General features: G+C 64.8%; 12 protein-coding genes and 1 pseudogene. 11 read left to right on the top strand and 2 right to left on the bottom strand.

Annotated elements, in window-relative coordinates; genetic code table 11:
* Window positions 1–71: 71 nt before the first annotated feature.
* Window positions 72–1,307 carry an amidohydrolase family protein gene (locus AAFX91_RS26120; protein ID WP_394568582.1) on the bottom strand — a complete coding sequence of 412 codons (1,236 nt, stop codon included), beginning with the start codon at window positions 1,305–1,307 and terminating at the stop codon, window positions 72–74.
* A gap of 5 nt (window positions 1,308–1,312) precedes the next feature.
* A complete protein-coding gene (locus tag AAFX91_RS26115) occupies window positions 1,313–2,071 on the bottom strand; it encodes a GntR family transcriptional regulator (RefSeq protein WP_394568581.1) in 759 nt (252 codons plus the stop codon).
* A 197-nt stretch (window positions 2,072–2,268) separates the two neighbouring features.
* Here AAFX91_RS26115 and AAFX91_RS26110 point away from each other — a divergent pair, with 197 nt between their 5' ends.
* The 11 genes and pseudogenes from AAFX91_RS26110 to AAFX91_RS26060 all read left to right on the top strand — a co-directional run bounded on the left by AAFX91_RS26110 (window position 2,269) and on the right by AAFX91_RS26060 (window position 17,828).
* Window positions 2,269–3,126 carry an ABC transporter ATP-binding protein gene (locus tag AAFX91_RS26110; protein ID WP_394568580.1) on the top strand — a complete coding sequence of 286 codons (858 nt, stop codon included), beginning with the start codon at window positions 2,269–2,271 and terminating at the stop codon, window positions 3,124–3,126.
* A gap of 1 nt (window position 3,127) precedes the next feature.
* Window positions 3,128–3,904, top strand: coding sequence for an ABC transporter permease (locus AAFX91_RS26105; RefSeq protein ID WP_394568579.1), 777 nt, complete (start codon window positions 3,128–3,130; stop codon window positions 3,902–3,904).
* A gap of 36 nt (window positions 3,905–3,940) precedes the next feature.
* A complete protein-coding gene (locus AAFX91_RS26100; RefSeq protein WP_394568578.1) occupies window positions 3,941–4,966 on the top strand; it encodes an ABC transporter substrate-binding protein in 1,026 nt (341 codons plus the stop codon).
* Window positions 4,967–4,980: 14 nt separating this feature from the next.
* A complete protein-coding gene (locus AAFX91_RS26095; protein WP_394568577.1) occupies window positions 4,981–6,429 on the top strand; it encodes an amidohydrolase family protein in 1,449 nt (482 codons plus the stop codon).
* A gap of 141 nt (window positions 6,430–6,570) precedes the next feature.
* On the top strand, window positions 6,571–8,997 hold the full coding sequence (locus tag AAFX91_RS26090; protein WP_394568576.1) for a CaiB/BaiF CoA transferase family protein: 2,427 nt from the start codon (window positions 6,571–6,573) through the stop codon (window positions 8,995–8,997).
* Window positions 8,997–10,076, top strand: a complete 1,080-nt coding sequence (locus AAFX91_RS26085; RefSeq protein ID WP_394568575.1) for an ABC transporter ATP-binding protein — start codon at window positions 8,997–8,999, stop codon at window positions 10,074–10,076. The genes AAFX91_RS26090 and AAFX91_RS26085 overlap by 1 nt, the downstream gene beginning before the upstream one ends.
* Complete coding sequence (locus AAFX91_RS26080) at window positions 10,076–11,077, top strand: ABC transporter ATP-binding protein (protein WP_394568574.1); 1,002 nt, start codon at window positions 10,076–10,078, stop codon at window positions 11,075–11,077. The genes AAFX91_RS26085 and AAFX91_RS26080 overlap by 1 nt, the downstream gene beginning before the upstream one ends.
* A gap of 24 nt (window positions 11,078–11,101) precedes the next feature.
* Window positions 11,102–12,649 carry an ABC transporter substrate-binding protein gene (locus tag AAFX91_RS26075; RefSeq protein ID WP_394568573.1) on the top strand — a complete coding sequence of 516 codons (1,548 nt, stop codon included), beginning with the start codon at window positions 11,102–11,104 and terminating at the stop codon, window positions 12,647–12,649.
* A gap of 5 nt (window positions 12,650–12,654) precedes the next feature.
* Window positions 12,655–13,611, top strand: coding sequence for an ABC transporter permease (locus AAFX91_RS26070; RefSeq protein WP_394568572.1), 957 nt, complete (start codon window positions 12,655–12,657; stop codon window positions 13,609–13,611).
* Window positions 13,608–14,411: pseudogene (locus tag AAFX91_RS26065) on the top strand (ABC transporter permease); the annotation flags it as partial. The gene AAFX91_RS26070 and the pseudogene AAFX91_RS26065, both read left to right, overlap by 4 nt.
* Before the next feature lie 105 nt (window positions 14,412–14,516).
* Window positions 14,517–17,828 carry a carboxyl transferase domain-containing protein gene (locus AAFX91_RS26060; RefSeq protein WP_394568583.1) on the top strand — a complete coding sequence of 1,104 codons (3,312 nt, stop codon included), beginning with the start codon at window positions 14,517–14,519 and terminating at the stop codon, window positions 17,826–17,828.
* Window positions 17,829–18,015 lie beyond the last annotated feature (187 nt).

Genomic DNA, 18,015 nt, shown 5'->3' with positions numbered 1-18,015 from the left:
CAAAGCTCGCGCCAAACTCGGCCGCGCCTATCCAGCCACCCCCAAAGAGTCAAAATCACTGTGATAGACCACTAGCTCTTTGGCGGAAACAGCATCGGCCGCTGCCGCGCGAAGGTCTGGCGTCCGCTCTTGAAACCCATGAGGACGTCAGGCAATTCCGCGATCGCGCCGCGGCCGCTGTCGGTATCGAGCACGATGATGTCGGCGGGATTGCCGACGCTGATGCCGTAATCGCGCAGGTTCATCAGGCGGGCAGGGAGGTCCGTCACCAGATCGAGGCAGGCGTCGAACTCGTTGACGGCGGCATGGGCGATGTTGGCATAGAAATTGGCCATCCGCAGCAGCGAGGCATCGCCGAACGGCGTGAAAGGGTTCTGCACATTATTGGTCGCCACTGAACACAGCACACCGTCGGCGGCGAGTTTGTGCGCGACGGTGAGGCCACGCGGCGCGTTGTGCGTCGCGTCGCGCCCCAGCAAATAGAGGTCGGTCGCGGGCAGCACGGTGACCGCAACGCCAGCCCTTGCCAGCCGTTCGGTTGCCGCCTTCAGCCGATCCGGTGGCAGCGCCGATAACTTGGTCGCATGGCCGATGGCAACACGTCCCTGATAATTCCGGCGTTCGGTCTGGCGGCACACTTCTTCCATGTGCCACCAGGACGGATCGAGGTCGAAGTCGAGATGCAGGTCGACGTCGACGTCGAACTCCTGCGCCAGATCGAAGATCTTCTCGATATGCGCGTTCGGGTCGGTGTCCGTATAGGGACAGCCGCCGATCGCCTCGCCGCCGTCGCGCAGCGCCGCGATCAGCAATTCCTCCGCGCCGGGATCGTTGGTCAGCCCTTCCTGCGGGAACACGCACGGCGAAATATCAATCGCCCAGGCATAGTCGCGCTTCAACGCCTTGATCGCCTCGAAGCCGCGCAGGCCGATGCGCGGATCGATCTCCACATGCGTGCGCATCCGCGTGGTGCCAAAGGTGATCGCGCGTTCGATCACGCGCGCGCCGCGGGTGTAGATGTCCTCGACGGTGAAATCGCGCTTCATCGCCGCCACCGCCCGGATCGCTTCGCCGACGCTGCCATGGTCATGAGCGCAGCGGCCGAGCAAGCAGGCCTTGTCGAGATGGATATGGGTGTCGACGAAGCCTGATAGCACCAGCCTGCCGCCGACATCGATTTCCGCCGCCTCGCAGATGAGGCGCGGTTTGATCGCTGCGATCCGGCCGCCGGCGATGCCGATATCGACCGGCGTGCTCGCATTTCGCGTGCGCGCATTACGGAAGATGAGATCGAAGGCAGTTCGCATCGTCGCTAGCGTCCGCGCGCCGCCTTCGGCATTTTCACGAGGCGGCCACTCTCCGCCTCTTCGGCATAGGGCGCGAGAATGTCGAGCAGGTCGCGGCCGCGCTGCGGGACGGGAGCGACCAGCGCGCGGCCTGCCACCGAGTCCAGATGGCTGTGCATCAGGCTCATCACCTTGTCCTCGTCGCCCCTGACCAGCGCCGCGATGATCGCGCGATGGTCGTTGATCGCGCATTCCGAGGAATGCGGCCGGCTGAACAGCGACAGCGTCAGGCAGCAGCGATAGGCGATCTCGCTGACATAACGGATCAGGATCGGGCTGTTCGTCATGTGCGCGAGCAGGATGTGGAATTCGGTCGCAAGCCGGATCGAGACCGGGTCCGAGCCGCCGCGGGCGCGGTCTTCGGCATCGACATGGGCGTTCAATTCCGCGATCTGCGCTTTCGTCAGCTTGCCGGCGAGGTGGCGTACCACGAGGCGTTCGAGCTGAATGCGGACATCGAAGGCGTCGCGCGCATCCTGCCAGCTCGGCGTTGCCACCACTGCGATCCGGTTGCGGCGCAGTTCGACCAGACCTTCGGCCGCCAATTGACCCAGCGCGTGGCGCGCGATGGTGCGGCTGACGCCGAACCGCTCGCCAAGTGAATCCTCCGGCAGCTTCGCGCCCGGCTCCAGCGCCTGCTCGATGATGGCACGGCGGAGCGCACGGCAGATCACGCTGACCTTGTCGGACGTTTCAGCAGTCTTGCTGGCCGCGCGCGGCGCCATCGGTTGGTCCCGTAAGTGCTTCGATGTCATTCGTAGCATAGGCGTCCAATAAGTGTGCGCACGAATTGCATGCACTTTGATAGTCGGATTGCCTAAATTGAATCCGCTTGAGCGGTACCGATTTCCTCGATCCGCGTTGCTTCCGCGGAAAAGTCCGGCTGGCATCTGGCTTGCATGCACTTTCTGCCGTGATGCGCATGCAAGCAAATTCCGACTTCTCGGGCGAGCCGGTTCCCTCCGGCAGCACGCCGATTGCCATTGAGCTGTCCGATGCCTCGGTGACGTTCGGTCGCGGCGACCGCGCGGTGCCGGCCTTGTCGAAGACGACGCTGCGGATCAGCGAGGGCGAGTTCGTCGCGCTGGTCGGTCCGTCCGGTTGCGGCAAGTCGACGATCCTGCGATTGGTCAGCGGCCTGGTGCAGCCGACCACTGGTGTCGTCATCGTCGGCGGCCGCGAGGTGGCGGCACGCGCGATGCGGGTCGGCATGGCCTTCCAGAATCCGACCATGCTGCCGTGGATGACGATCGAGCGGAACATCATGCTGCCGCTCAAGATCGTCGAGCCGTTCCGCTCAAAATTCCGGAAACTGCGCAAGACCGAATTCCGCGACAAGGCCAACGCGCTATTGGAGCAGGTCGGCCTGAAAGGCTTTGGCGGCCGTTTTCCCTGGCAGCTCTCCGGTGGCATGCTCCAGCGCGCCAATCTATGCCGGGCGCTCATCCATGAGCCGCGCCTCTTGCTGCTCGACGAGCCGTTCGGCGCGCTCGACCAGTTCACGCGCGAGGAGTTGTGGTCGATCCTGCAGGGGCTCTGGATGACGCACAAGCCGACGGTGCTGCTGGTCACCCACGATCTGCGCGAGGCCGGCTTTCTCGCCAGCCGCATCTGCGTGATGAGCGCGCGTCCCGGTCGCATCCTCGACGACAGCCATGTCGGCTTTGCGCGGCCGCGCACGGTGGCGATGACCTTCGAACCGGATTTCGTCGCGCTGAACCAGAAGCTGCGCGCGATGATCGTCGATGCTCGCAGCGCGGTGCAGGAAGGAGCGACCTGAAATGTCTGCACTCGATATCAGGCAGAAGGCGTGGTCAGCGGCGCTGATCGTGCTGTTCTTCGTCGCCTGGGAATTGTTCTGCCTGATGACCGGCATGTCCGACCTGGTGCTGCCGCGGCCGTCGCAGGTCCTGGTGACGCTGGTCGAGCGTTTTCCGGTGCTGTGGCCGCACATCATCCAGACGCTGGCGACCACGATGTTCGGCTTCGTGCTCGGCGTCGCGCTGGGCGTCGTGCTCGGCGCCTTCATTGGAGTTTCCAAGACCGCTTATGACACAGTCTATCCGCTGTTGATCGGCTTCTCTTCGATCCCGAAGGTCGCAGTGGTGCCGATCTTCGTGCTGTGGTTCGGCTCCGGCACGGTGCCGGCGGTTCTCACCGCGCTGTCGATCTGCTTCTTTCCGATCGTTGTCAACATCGCCACCGGGCTTGCCACCACCGAGCCCGAGCTCGAGGACGTCTTGAAGGCGCTGGGCGCCAGCAAGTTCGATATCCTCTGGAATGTCGGCTTGCCGCGGACGATGCCGTTCTTCTTCGCCTCGCTGAAGGTCGCGATCTCCTACGCCTTTGTCGGCGCGGTTCTCTCGGAGACCGTCGCCTCCAATCGCGGCATCGGCAACGTGATGATGACCGCGTCATCGAATTTCAACGTGCCGCTGGTGTTCGCCGGGCTGTTCGTGCTCGCCGGCCTCGGCGTCGCGCTCTACGTGGTGTTCTCGCTGATCGAAGGCCAGGTCACCGGCTGGGCCACGCGCAAGAACGACGTGATTGCCACCTGAGAAAGAATTTCGTCAACCATTGTCTGTGAGGTCGTCATGCTGAAGAAAGTGAGCGCCGCGCTGTTGGGATTGGCCCTGTTCGCAGGACCCGCGTCGGCCGAGGAAACCACGATCAAGTTCACGCTCGGCTGGAAGACGCAAGGCTCGGATGCCGCCTTCTTCTACGCCAAGGACCATGGCTTCTTCAAAGAGGAAGGCCTCAACGTCGTCATCGACCAGGGCGAAGGCTCGGGCGCGACCGTGACGCGCATCATGTCCGGCGCCTATGACGCCGGCTTCGGCGACGTCAACGCCATCATCCAGAACGCCGCGACCAAGCCGCAGGACGCGCCCGTGATGGTCTACATGATCTGGAACCAGCCGCCATTTGCGATCGTCGCGAAAAAATCCAGCGGCATCAACACCATCAAGGATTTCGAAGGTCACACGCTCGGCGGCGCCCAGGGCACGCCGACCACGCGGCTGTTGCCGGTGTTCGTGCACAAGAACGGGCTCGATGGCGAGAAGATCAAGATCTCCAACATGGCGCCGAACCTGCAAGAGCCGATGCTGATCAAGGGCGACATCGACGCCGCGCTCGTCTTCAACATCACCAGCTACTTCAACCTGGTGCTGAACCGCCAGGATCCCGACAAGGACTTCAAATGGTTCTCGTTCGGCGATTACGGAATGGATCTCTATTCCAACGGCGTGATGGTCGCGCGCAAATTGCTCGCGTCCAATCCAAAGGCGGTCGCCGGTCTCGTCCGCGCCGTTAACAAGGGCCTGATCGCAGTGGCAAAAGACCAGAACGCCGGCATGAAGGCCGCGGTGAATTTCGACAATTTGATCAATGTCGACGTCGAGAAGCGCCGCCTGCAATATTCCTTCGACAAGCTGATCGTCTCGCCGGAGATGAAGGAGATCGGCGTCGGCGACGTCAAGGATGATCGCATGGCCCGCGCCATCGGTATCATTGTCGAAGGCTATCAACTCACGCGCACGCCGACGCCGTCCGAAATCTTCACCCGCGAGTTCCTGCCGCCGCGGGCCGAGCGGGAGTTGGTCTACACCACGAACTGAGATAGTCTGCGGTCATGGCGAACGAAGTGCCGGCCCATAGCCTATTCGCCGGCCCTGACCGCGGCGTGCTTGATGATGTCGTGCTCCGGCACGACAACGGCATCATCACCTCCATCGATCAAATCGATCAAGGAGCGCCGCCGGCGGGGCCGCGCTCCTTCGTGCTTCCCGCCTTCGTCAACGCCCACGATCATGCGCGGCCGACCGCATCGTCGTTCGGCGCGCTCGGCATGCCCCTGGAGAGCTGGCTGTTGCGCTCCGTACTGGGCTCGCCGGTCGATCCCTATCTCACGGCGGCTTCCGCGCTGGCGCGCTCGGCGCGTGCCGGCTGCGCGGCGGTGATGGTGCACTACACCCGCCCGAGCGGAACCATGCCGCTGGTGGAGGAAGCAAAGCATATCGCGCGCGCGGCCTCAGACGTCGGCATCCGCATCGCCTTTGCGATCGCCGTGCGCGACCAGAATCCGGTCGTCTATGGCGATGCCGAGCCGGTGCTCTCAAATCTGTCCTGCGACGATCGCAAGACGATCGAGGAACTGTTCGTCCGCGCGCCGATGTCGCCGAACGCCTACATCGAACTGACCGACGCGATTGCCGCGGCGATTGCCGGCCCCAAGATCGATGTGCAGCTTGGCCCGGCCGGCGTGCAATGGTGCTCCCAACCGCTGCTGGAGGCCGTCGCCGAGAATTCCGCGCTGACCGGCCGCCGCATTCACATGCATCTGTTGGAGACGATCTACCAGCGCGCGTGGGCGGACCAGAACTTTCCTGATGGCATCGTCCGCTATCTCCGCGAGATCGGCTTTCTCTCCGAACGCTTGACGCTCGCGCATTGCATCCATGCACGCCTCGACGAGCTGGACATGATCGCAGCCTCCGGCGCGCGCATTGTCACCAATTTCAGTTCCAACATACATCTGCGTTCCGGCCTCGCGCCGATCGCCGCCGCACACAAATGCGGCTGCGCGGTCACCGTCGGTGTCGATGGGCTCGCGCTCGATGAGGACGACGACGTGCTGCGCGAGATGCGGCTGGTGCAGATGATGCACGGCGGCATAGGCTTCAAGCGGACCTGGACGCCGGCCGAGTTCTTCGCGCTTGCCATCCGCAACGGCCGCCGCGCGACCGGCGCGCCGGGAAGCGGTGAGCTTAAGCCGGGTGCGCCGGCCGATTTCGTCACGCTCGATCTCGATCGTCTCGATCGCGACCAGATTCTGCCGGTCGATCCGCTCGATCTTTTGTTCGCGCGCGGCAATGCGTCGCTGCTCAAGGACGTCGTTGTCGATGGACGCACGATCGTCAGCGAAGGTCGTGTCACCGGTGTCGATCTTCCTGCGATTGAACAGGAGTTGCGCGCGATCTATCGCGGCAGCGCCGCGAAACTCTCGCACTTCCAGCGCGTGTGGCAGCCGCTTTCGACTTCGCTCGAAAACTGGTTCGAAGCGCAATTCGACTGTCGCTAAACGCAAGCACGTCAAAGCGATTTCCGCAACGCGGGAGAATTTTCCGCTTGCATCATCGCGCCCGCAAGGTTTGATGTTCGCAACAAAAAACTGAGCCGGTGCATCGTTCGCGCCGGCCACGCGGGGTCTTAAGGAAACGTGATGGGCGCGTTGTCGCATCTGCGGATTGTCGAGATCGGGAGCGCGGCTGCGATCAGCTATTGCGCGCGTTTGTTCGCTGATTTCGGCGCCACCGTGCAGAAGGTCGAGCCGCCGGCGGGCGATCCGCTTCGCCGCGCGGCGCCGCTGACGCCGGAAGGCGAGAGCGCCTGGTTTGCGTTCCTCAACTTCAACAAGTCGAGCGTTATGCTGGATCGCTGGGATACCAGCGCATCCTCCCGCCTCACGGAACTGATCGAGTGCTGCGACATCCTGCTCGACGGCCGCGATATCGATGCGGCGGATTGTCCGCCCCTCGATCTCGCCGCCATCAAGGAGAAGCATCCCGGCCTGATCCATCTCGAAGCTGACTGGTTCGGCGATGTCGGCCCTTACGCCGGCTTTGCCGCGACCGACTCGACCATTCGCGCGCTGACCGGCCTGATCAAATTGGTGGGGCCGATCGAAGGGCCGCCGATGCACGCGCCGGATTTCCAGACCGGCATTCTGGCAGGGCTCTGGGGTTTCATCGCTGCATCATCGTCGGTGCTGGGCCGGATGCAGGATGGCCGCGGGCGCGCGAGCCGCCTGAGCATCTTCGAATCCACCATTGCCGTGACCGAATACATCATGTTCGAGTCGTTTTCCCGCGGCGATGTCATGCGGCGGATCGGCGTCAACCGGTTCTGGCCGACCTTTCCCGTGGGCATCTATGAGACCAAGCAGGGCTGGCTCGGCGTCACCACGGTGACACCAGCGCAATGGCGTTCGTTCTGCGAGATGCTCGGACTGCTCGAGCTGCGCGATGATCCAAAGCTGTTCCTCGGCGTCGATCGATTGCAGCATGTCGAGGCAATCGAAGCCAAGTTCTTGCCCCGCCTGAAGCAGCGCACCGCGCAGGAATGGTTTGCCGAAGGGCTGAAGCGAAAGATTCCGATCGTGCCGGTGCCTGAAGTCGCCGAGCTGATCGCCGATGAGGAGAAGCAGGCGCGCGGCGCGATCGTTCCCGTCTCGGTCGGCGAGGAGCGCGGTTTTTCCGCCGGCTCCATGCAGCGATTGACCGGCACGCCGCCGCGTCGTGGCGGCAAGGTTCCCGCCATCGGCGAGCAGCAACAGATCGAGACGCCGCCGCGCGTGCCGCTGCCGGAGCAGAGCGGACCGAATCGCCTGCCGCTCGAAGGCATTCGCGTTGTCGACTTCTCGATGGGCTGGGCCGGCCCGATCTGCACCCGCACGCTCGCCGATCTCGGTGCCGATGTCATCAAGATCGAGGCGATCCAGTATCCGGACTGGTGGCGCGGCGTCGACCGGCGGCCGGCCTATGTGCTGGAGCAGATGTACGAGAAGTCGGTGCGCTATTGCATCATGAACCGCAACAAGCGCGCCATCACGCTGGATTTGACGCGGCCGCAAGGGCTCAATCTTGCCAAGCGCCTGCTGGCGGATGCGGACCTCGTCGTCGACAATTACTCTGTCGAAGTGCTGCCGAAACTCGGCCTCAGCTATGACGTCCTGAGAAAACTCAACCCGAAGCTAGTGATGATGTCGATGTCAGCCTTCGGCGCGGGCAGCGTCCATCGCGATTGCCGCGCCTATGGCTCGACCTTGAAGCAAGGCTCGGGGCTGCCGAGTGTGGTCGGCGACGCCGGCGGGCCGCCGGTCATGAGCCATACCGCCTTTGGCGACGCCGTCGGCGGTCTCAATGGTTGCGCCGCCGTGCTCACCGCCTTGATCCATGCGAAGTTGACCGGCGAGGGCCAGTTCATCGATCTCGCGCAGATCGAGTGCATGATGCCGTTCGCCGCGCCCTGGATCATCGCGCACTCGATCGACGGCAAGCCGCCGACCAAATACGGCAATCGTCATCCGGATTTCGTGCCGCATGGCTGCTTCCGCTCTGCGGGCGAAGACAACTGGATCGTGATCGCGGTATCCAGCGATGCGATGTGGCTGAGGCTCGCAACGCTGCTCGGACGCGCCGACTGGGCCAGCGACGAGACGCTGAAGACGGCCGCCGGCCGGCGCTGGGTCGAAAGCGAAATCGAAGCGGCTATCGCAGCCTGGACCGCCGGGCGCGATGCGGAAGAGGCGATGAACCTGCTGCAGACCGCGGGCGTTGCCGCCGGTGTCGCGCGGCTGCCGATCGATCTCCTGCACGATCCGCAACTGCAGGCGCGCGGCTTCATCCAGGAGGTCAACCGCGCTTTCATCGGAAAGCATCCGCAGCCGTCGATGCCGTTTCGTGAAAGCGCACACCCGTTCCCGATCCGGCGGATACCGCCGACGCTCGGCGAGCACAATTACGAGATTCTTTCCGGCATGCTCGGCTTGTCGGATGCCGAGATCGGCCAGCTTGAGCGCGACGGCATCATCGGAACCGAGATGCTGATGGAAGAAGAACTCGTGAAGAAGAAGCAGGCGGCGGGTTGATGCCGGCGGCTGCACCAAGAAAGTGCCGATCGGAAGCCGCGGCCAGCGGTTCTGCGCCGCTGATGTCGGTGCGCGGCCTCGGCATCCGCTTCAAGACCTCGCTCGGCGTCTGGCAGGCGACGCGCAAGATCGACTTCGATATCGCGCCCGGCGAGCGCGTCGGCATCGTCGGCGAGAGCGGCTGCGGCAAGACCATCACCGGCCTTTCGATCCTGCGGCTTTTGCCGGGCAATCTCGCCGGCCTCGACGGCTCGATCCTGTTCGATGGCACAGATCTCGTCTCCTGCAGCGCGCGGGCGATGCGCGCGATCCGCGGACGTCGGATCGCCATGATCTTCCAGGAGCCGATGAGCGCGCTCGATCCCGTCTTCACCGTCGGCCACCAGATCGCCGAGACGCTGCGCGTTCATACCGGCGTCGGCAAGGAGGAGGCGAGGGCGAAGACGCTCGAGATGCTACGCCGGGTTGGCATCGCCTCGCCCGAGCGTCGGATCGACGACTACCCGCACCAGCTTTCCGGCGGCATGCGCCAGCGCGTCATGATCGCAGCCGCCTTGATCTGCGGCCCGCAGCTTCTGATCGCGGACGAGCCGACCACGGCGCTCGACGTCACCGTGCAGGCGCAGATCCTCGAATTGTTGCGCGAGCTCAGCGAGACCTCGAACACCGCGCTGATGCTGATTACCCATGATCTCGGCGTGGTCGCCGAGACCTGCACGCGGATGATCACGATGTACGCCGGCGAGGTGATCGAGGACGCCCCGGTCGACGAGGCGTTGGTGCGGCCGCTGCATCCCTACACCTCCGGCCTTTTGCGGTCGCTGCCGCACTTAAGCCCGCGTCACGGCCGGCTGCCGTCGATCCCGGGCCGGGTGCCCTCGATCGTCGACATGCCGAACGGCTGTCGTTTTCGCGCACGCTGCGCCCACGTGGCGTCTGGCTGCGAGGCTGAGCAGGAGCTGCTCGATGCGGGAGGCGGCCGGAAGGTGCGCTGCTGGCGCTTCCGCGAGCTCGACCTGCCGGGCGCATTGCAGCACGCGGCATCGGCGCCGATCGCCGCGATGGCCGGGACGCCGTGATGTCGCTTGTCCCCGATACCAGGCAGGACACCATCGTCTCGGTGCGCGATCTCGAAGTGCGCTTTCAGACCAGCGATCGCCGCGCCACCGTGAAGGCGGTTGATGGCGTCAATTTCGATGTCCGCCGCGGCGAAACTTTTGGGATCATCGGCGAATCCGGATCGGGCAAGACCACCATCGGCCGCGCCCTGGTGTTCCTGCTGAAGCCGAGCGCCGGCGCGATCCGGCATGAGGGGATTGATCCGCTGGCACTGCCGCGGAAGAGATTCCAGAGCCACCGCCGCGACTATCAGATCATTTTCCAGGATCCGAATGCGGCGCTTAATCCGCGCATGACCATCCTCTCGTCGGTATTGGAACCGCTCGACCTCGCGCGCGCCGGCACCAGCGCCGAGCGCGAGCGGCAGGCGAGGGAGGCGCTTGATCGTGTCGGCCTGCCGCAGGACGTCGGCGAGCGCTACCCGCACCAGCTTTCCGGCGGGCAGAAGCAGCGCGTGGTGATCGCCCGCGCCCTGACCCTGAAGCCGAAGCTGATCGTCTGCGACGAGGTGGTGGCCGCGCTGGATATGTCCATTCGCGGCGACGTGCTCAATCTCTTCGCCGACCTGCAACGCGAGCTCGGCCTCACCTATGTCTTCATCACCCACGACCTCGCCGTGGTCTCCCATATCAGCGAGCGCATCGCCGTGATGTATCTCGGCCGCTTCGTCGAGCTTGGGCCGACCGAGCGCGTCTCCGAGCATCCGCTGCATCCCTATACGCAGGCGCTGCTGTCGGCCGAGCCGCGACCATTGCCGTCACACTTACGTGAGGGCAGCCGCATCATGCTGCAGGGAGAAATCCCGAGCCCGATCGATCCGCCCTCGGGCTGCCGCTTCCGCACCCGCTGCCCCCACGCGCGGTCGCTCTGCGCGGAGAAGTCGCCGGATTGGCGCGAGCTTCAACCGGACCATTGGGTGGCCTGCCATTTCGCCGAACATCCAAACTTTGCACCAAACTAACAAGAATTGCCGGGAGGAGATGACATGACAGAGATGACGCGACGCGAGGCTATCGCGCTGACATCGGCCGCGATTGCCGGCGTGACGCTCAGTGGCCGCGCGTGGGCAGATATCGCGCCGAAGCGGGGTGGCACCTTGCGCATCTCGGCGCCCGCCAATCCGTCGAGCCTCGATCCGGCCACCGGCGGCGCCGGCTCCGACCACGCCTTCCTGTTCACGATGTACGACACGCTGATCGAATGGGATTTCGAGACGCTGGCGCCAAAGCCCGGCCTTGCCGGGAGCTGGAAGTTCACCGATCCGAACACCTTGGTGCTCAACATCCGTAGCGGCGTCACCTTCCATGATGGCACGCCGCTCGATGCGGACGCCGTGAAATTCAACCTTGAGCGCAACAAGAGCGACCAGAAATCCAACATCAAGGCCGATCTTGCTTCGGTGGCGTCGGTCGAGGTTACGAGTCCCACGCAGGTCACGCTGAAGCTGAGCACGCCCGACACCGCGCTGCCCCTCATCCTCTCCGACCGCGCCGGCATGATGGTCTCGCCATCAGCGCTGAAGGCCGCCGAAGGCGGCACCGTTGCGCGCAAGCCGGTCGGCGCCGGCGCCTATGCGTTCGTGAGCTGGGCGGATGGCGAGCGCATCGTCGTCAAGCGCAACGAGAAATACTGGAAGCCGAACCGTCCTCTTCCCGACGGCATCGAGTTTTCGATCATCCCGGAACTGACCACCGGCGCGCGCTCCGTCACTGCTGGGCAGAACGACCTGATCTATCAACTGCCGCCGCGCCAGAAGGCGATCATCGAGCGCGCCAGCAGCGTCAAGGTCGTGAGCGGGCCGACGCTTTATGTCCTGCAGATCTTCCTGAACTGGGCCAAGCCGCCCTTCGACAATCCAAAGGTCCGCCAGGCCCTGAACTTTGCGATCGACCGCGAGTCCTTCGTGAAGGCGGCGCTCGCCGGGCTGGCGGAGCCCGCCTACATGAACCTGCCGAAGGCGCATTGGGCCTACGACAAATCGGTCGCCGGGCTCTACCCCTACGATCCCGACAAGGCGCGCAAGCTGCTGGCGGAAGCCGGGTTCAAGGATGGTCTCACGCTCGATCTCCTCGGCTATCCCGATCAGGACTCGGTGCAGCGCCAGGAAATCCTGATCGAGCAGCTCAGGAAGGCGGGCATGACTGCACGCTTCGCCAACGCGCCGATCGCCGAAGCCTCCGCCGCGTTCTTCGCCAGCGAGAAGCGCGGCTCCGGGCTGCTGTCGGCATGGACCGGGCGGCCGGACCCGAGCCTGACCTATTCGCTGATGTTCACCAAGGACGCCTATTACAATGCCGGCCGTGCGCCGGTGCCGCCGGAGCTCGAGGCCGCGATCAAGGAATCGCGGGCGTCGGAAGATATCGAGCAGCGCCGAAAGGCCTTTGCCACCGTGCAGCGGCTGGTGATGGAGAACGCCTTCGTCGCGCCGCTCGCTTTCCAGTACGAGCTGGTCGCGATGAACAAGAAGGTGCAGGGTTATCGCCCGAACCTTCTCGGCAAGCCGAAATACGACGACGTCTGGCTGGAGAGCTGAGGGAGATGGCGCGACGCAGTCCGGTCAAGGTTGTCGGCAGCCGCCTGTTGCAGGCGCTGCCCGTGATCGTGCTCGCGACCTTCATGGTGTTCGCGCTGTTGAAGCTCGTGCCGGGCGACATCGCGGTGACGCTGGCGGGCGACAACGCCTCGGATGCGCGCATCACCGAAATCCGCCACATCTACGGGCTCGACCGGCCGTTCCTGGTGCAGTATGGCGTCTGGCTCGGCAACGTCATCCAGGGCGACCTCTCGCAATCTCTGTTGACGGGCGAGCAGGTCGCGACCTCGATCGGCCGCGCCTTTCCGAACACGCTTCTGATCGTGGTGATTGCGCTGATCCTCGCGCTCTTGACCGGCATCCCCATGGGCGTGATCGCGGCGATCAAACCCAACGGCTGGGTCGACAAGGCCGTCAGTATGATCGCCTCGCTCGGCGTCGCCATTCCCGGTTTCTGGCTCGCGATGATCCTGGTCGCCGAAATCTCGCTCAGGCTCAACTGGCTGCCGGCGACCGGCGCCAAATCCCTCACCGCGTCTCCGATCGAGGCGATCAGGCACGCGCTGTTGCCGGGGATTGCGATCGCGGCCTACGGCATGGCCGAGGTGGCGCGGCAGCTTCGCGGCTCGCTCCTGGAAGTGCTGTCGTTGCAATATGTGCGGACCTTGCACGCCAAGGGGTTGTCGATGAGCCGCATTCTCTGGCAGCACGGGCTGAAGAATGTCAGCGTCAACCTCTTCACCATCATCAGCCTGCTCGTGAACCGGATGCTGGCCGCGACCGTCGTCATCGAGGCGGTGTTCGCCATTCCCGGTCTCGGCAGCCTGATCGTGCGCGGCGCGATCCAGCGCGATTTTCCGATCGTGCAGGGCGTCGTGTTCACGATGGTGATCGTGGTGATCCTGGTCAACCTGATCACCGATCTGCTCTGCGCCGCCATTGATCCGAGGATCGAGCAATGACCGACCTCGCGCTGGCCTCTCCGCGATTGCCCGCCAAGCCGACCCGGTCGCGGCGCTTCCTCCGTTGGCTCGCCGGTGATCTTCGGGCCGCGCTCGCGATCCTCGTGCTGCTGGTGCTCGTCATCGTCGCGATCGGCGCACCCTGGATCGCGCCCTATTCGCCGACCGCGCAGGACGTCAACAACATGCTGGCGCCGCCGGGTCCGGCGCATCTGCTCGGCACCGACGATCTCGGCCGCGACATCTTCAGCCGCCTAATCTACGGTGCGCCGGCGACCGTCTATGCCAGCGTGCTGGCCGTGTGTGTCGCAGTTGCGATCGGCCTGCCGGTCGGGCTTGTCACCGGCTTCTTCGGCGGTTGGACCGACGACATCATCAGCCGGATCATCGACACCTTCCTGTCGTTCCCGGCGATCGTGCTGGCGATTGCGGTGACCGGTGCGCTCGGTATCGGGCTCACCAACGGCATGATCGCGGTCGGCATCGTGATGTTCCCGGCGCTGGCCCGCATCGTCCGAGCGCGGACGCTGGTGGTGCGGCAGGAACTTTATGTCGATGCCTCCAGGTGTTTCGGCGCGCCGGCCTGGCATATCCTGTGGCGGCACGTGCTGCCGAACACGCTGCAGCCCGTCATCGTGCAGGTGACGCTGCTGCTGGCCGCCGCGCTGCTGGCGGAAGCCAGCCTCAGCTTTCTCGGCCTCGGCATCCAGCCGCCGAACCCGAGCTGGGGCGCGATGCTGGCGCGCGCCTACCAATATATGGAGATCGCGCCGGAGCAAATGTATGCGCCCGGGCTCGCCATTCTGGTGGTCTCCCTGGGCCTTCAACGCGCTCGGAGAGTCCTTGCGCATCGTGCTCGATCCGACCATGAAGGATCGCTAGCTCTTTTGTCGACGGAAACGTTCATGCCTTTCAAGAAATTGCTGATCGCCAATCGGGGCGAGATTGCCATCCGTATCGCCCGCGCCGCAGGCGAAAGCGGGCTTGCCACTGTGGCGATCTATCCCGCCGATGACGCGACGTCGCGGCATGTCCTAGCGGCCGATGAAACGCACGAGATTCCGGGCCGCGGCGCGCGCGCCTATCTCGATATCGAAGCGGTGATCGGCGCAGCCAGGGCCGCGACATGCGACGCGCTGCATCCCGGCTACGGCTTCCTCAGCGAGAACGCCGCGCTGGCGCGGCGCTGCGCGGAGGAGGGGATCACCTTTGTCGGCCCGTCGCCGGACGCGCTGGAACTGTTCGGCGACAAGGCGAAAGCCAAGGCACTGGCGAAAAGCTGCGGCGTGCCGATCGTATCCGGCACCAGCGGCTCGACCAGCCTGGAGGAGGCCAGGGCCTTCTTCGCCTCGCTCGGCCCCGGCGGCGCGGTCATGGTCAAGGCGATCGCCGGCGGCGGCGGGCGCGGCATGCGCATCGTCGACGACGCTGCCAAGCTCGAACAGGCCTATGCGCGCTGCCAGTCCGAGGCCAAGACTGCCTTCGGCAATGAAGGCGTCTATGTCGAGCGGCTGATCCGAAAGGCCCGTCACATCGAGGTGCAGATCATCGGCGACCGTTCGGGCCAGATCAGCCATCTGTGGGAGCGGGAATGCACGATCCAGCGGCGCAACCAGAAACTGATCGAGGTGGCGCCAAGCCCGTCGCTGAGTGACGCGCTGCGCTCGCGCATCATCGAAGCCGCAGCGAGGCTCGCGGCCGCTGCGCGCTACGACAATCTCGGCACTTTCGAATTCCTTGTCGACGACGACGCCCGTGAAGGCGCGGGCGACTTCGCCTTCATCGAGGCCAATCCGCGATTGCAGGTCGAGCACACCGTCACCGAGGAGGTGCTCGGCATCGATCTCGTGAAGGCGCAACTCGCCGTCGCTTCGGGCGCGACGCTGGCCTCGCTCGGTCTCGCGCAGGCTGCGGTTCCGTCGCCGCGCGGCTACGCGATGCAGCTCCGCGTCAACATGGAGGTGATGAACGAGAAGGGCGAGACCAAGCCGACCGGCGGGACGCTGTCGGTGTTCGACCTGCCGTCGGGCCCGGGTGTGCGGGTCGATACCTTCGGCTACACCGGCTATAGGACCAGCGCCGCTTTCGATTCACTATTGGCAAAAGTCATCGTGCATTCGCCGAGCGCGAACTGGGCCGATGTGGTACAGAAGGCGCTACGCGCTCTGCGTGAATTCCGCATCGGCGGCGTCGCCACCAACATCCCGTTCCTCGGCGCGATCCTCGCGCATCCGGATTTTGCCGCCAACCGGATCAGCACCAATTTCATTGATGCGCATGCCGGCTCGCTGGTCGCCGCGGCGAAGGAGGCCGATGAACCGGTGCTGGTCGAGGTGAACGGCGGAGCCGGTACCGTTGCTGGACCGTCGACGAGCGAATCCGGCCCGGAAGGCTCGGTCGCGGTCCCGGCGCCATTGCAGGGCACCATTGTCGCGATCGATGTGGCCGAGGGCGATCTCGTTCGTCCGGGCCAGCAGATCGCGGTGCTTGAATCCATGAAGATGGAGCATCTCGTCACCGCGCCGCATGGCGGCAGGGTGACCAAGGTCGCGGGCGGCGTCGGCGTCACGCTGATGCATGGCGAGGCGATCCTGTTCCTCGAGCCCGCCGAGGTCGACATCCACCATGTCGCGGAGGAGGCGGAGATCGACCTCGACTACATCCGCCCCGATCTCGCCGAAGTAATTGCGCGTCATGCGATCACGCTGGATGAGAACCGGCCGGCTTCGGTCGAGCGCCGGCGCAAGACCAACCAGCGCACCGCGCGCGAGAACGTCGCGCATCTCGTCGACGAAGGCTCCTTTGTCGAATATGGCGCGCTCACGATTGCCGCCCAGCGCCGCCGGCGCAAGATCGACGATCTCATCCACAACACGCCAGCCGATGGCCTGATCACCGGCGTCGCCACCGTGAACGCCGACAAGTTCGGCGCGGAGGGTGCGCGCTGCATGGTGATTGCCTACGACTACACCGTGCTCGCGGGCACGCAGGGCCATATGAACCACAAGAAGATCGACCGCATGCTCTCGCTGACCGAGCAATGGCGGTTGCCGCTGGTGTTCTACGCCGAAGGCGGCGGCGGGCGCCCTGGCGATACCGACCGGCTCGGCATGACCGGGCTCGACGGCCCATCCTTCGTGCAGTTCGCGCGGCTCTCGGGCCTCGTGCCGGTCATCGGCGTGGTCTCCGGCTATTGCTTCGCCGGCAACGCCGCGATGCTTGGCTGCTGCGACGTCATCATCGCCACCAAGAATGCGTCGATCGGCATGGGCGGGCCGGCGATGATCGAAGGCGGCGGGCTTGGCGTCTATCATCCGGCCGAGGTCGGCCCGGTGTCGTTCCAGGCGCCGAACGGCGTCATCGACGTCCTCGTGGAGGACGAAGCGGAGGCGACCGTCGCCGCGCAAAAATATCTGTCCTACTTCCAGGGCACGGTCAGCGACTGGAAGGCGCCGGACCAGCGGCTGCTCCGCCGCGCGATCCCGGAGAACCGGTTGCGCGTCTACGACATCCGCAAGGTGATCGATCTCGTCGCCGACGAGGGCTCGGTGCTCGAAATCCGCCGCGACTTCGGCGTCGGCATGATCACCGCCTTCATCCGCATCGAAGGCAAGCCGTTTGGCCTGATCGCCAACAATCCGAAGCATCTCGGCGGCGCGATCGACGCGCCCGCCGGAGACAAGGCCGCGCGCTTCATGCAGCTCTGCGACGCCTTCGACATCCCGATCATCTCGCTCTGCGACACGCCCGGATTTATGGTGGGGCCGGAAGCCGAGAAGACCGCGATCGTGCGTCATGTCTCGCGCATGTTCGTCACCGGCGCGAGCCTCACCGTGCCGCTGTTCGGCATCGTGCTGCGCAAGGGCTATGGCCTCGGCGCGCAATCGATGATCGGCGGCGGTTTCCATGCCTCCTTCTTCACGGTGGCGTGGCCGACCGGCGAGTTCGGCGGCATGGGCCTTGAGGGCTATGTGCGGCTCGGCTTCCGCAAGGAGATGGAAGCGATCGAGGATCCGGCCGAGCGCGAAAAATACTACCAGGCCAAGGTCGCCGAGCTCTATGCCAACGGCAAGGCGGTCTCGATCGCGTCCGTGCTCGAGATCGACGAGGTGATCGATCCCGCGCAAACCCGCCACTGGATCATGTCCGGCCTGCGCTCGGTGCCGAAGCCTCAGCCGCGCACCCACCGCAAGCGCCCCTGCGTCGATACGTGGTAGCGAAGGCTGTCTGCACACCGGTGTCGTCCCGGGCTTGACCCGGGACTCATAACCACAGGCGGATGTGATGCGCAAAGCTGCAACCGCTTGCTCGCGCCACAACCCGCATCGGTGGTTGATGGGGTGGACGGCCCCCTACGGCATCAGTTGTGCCAGAATGAGGTTGTCGAAATCTCAAACGAGGGAG

Origin of the sequence: Bradyrhizobium sp. 31Argb, from assembly GCF_043638955.1 — a bacterium.
In the GTDB taxonomy this organism is placed as follows: Bacteria; Pseudomonadota; Alphaproteobacteria; order Rhizobiales; family Xanthobacteraceae; genus Bradyrhizobium.
Note: the sequence above shows the minus strand (reverse complement) of the source record. Positions and strands in the feature narration are given on the sequence as shown.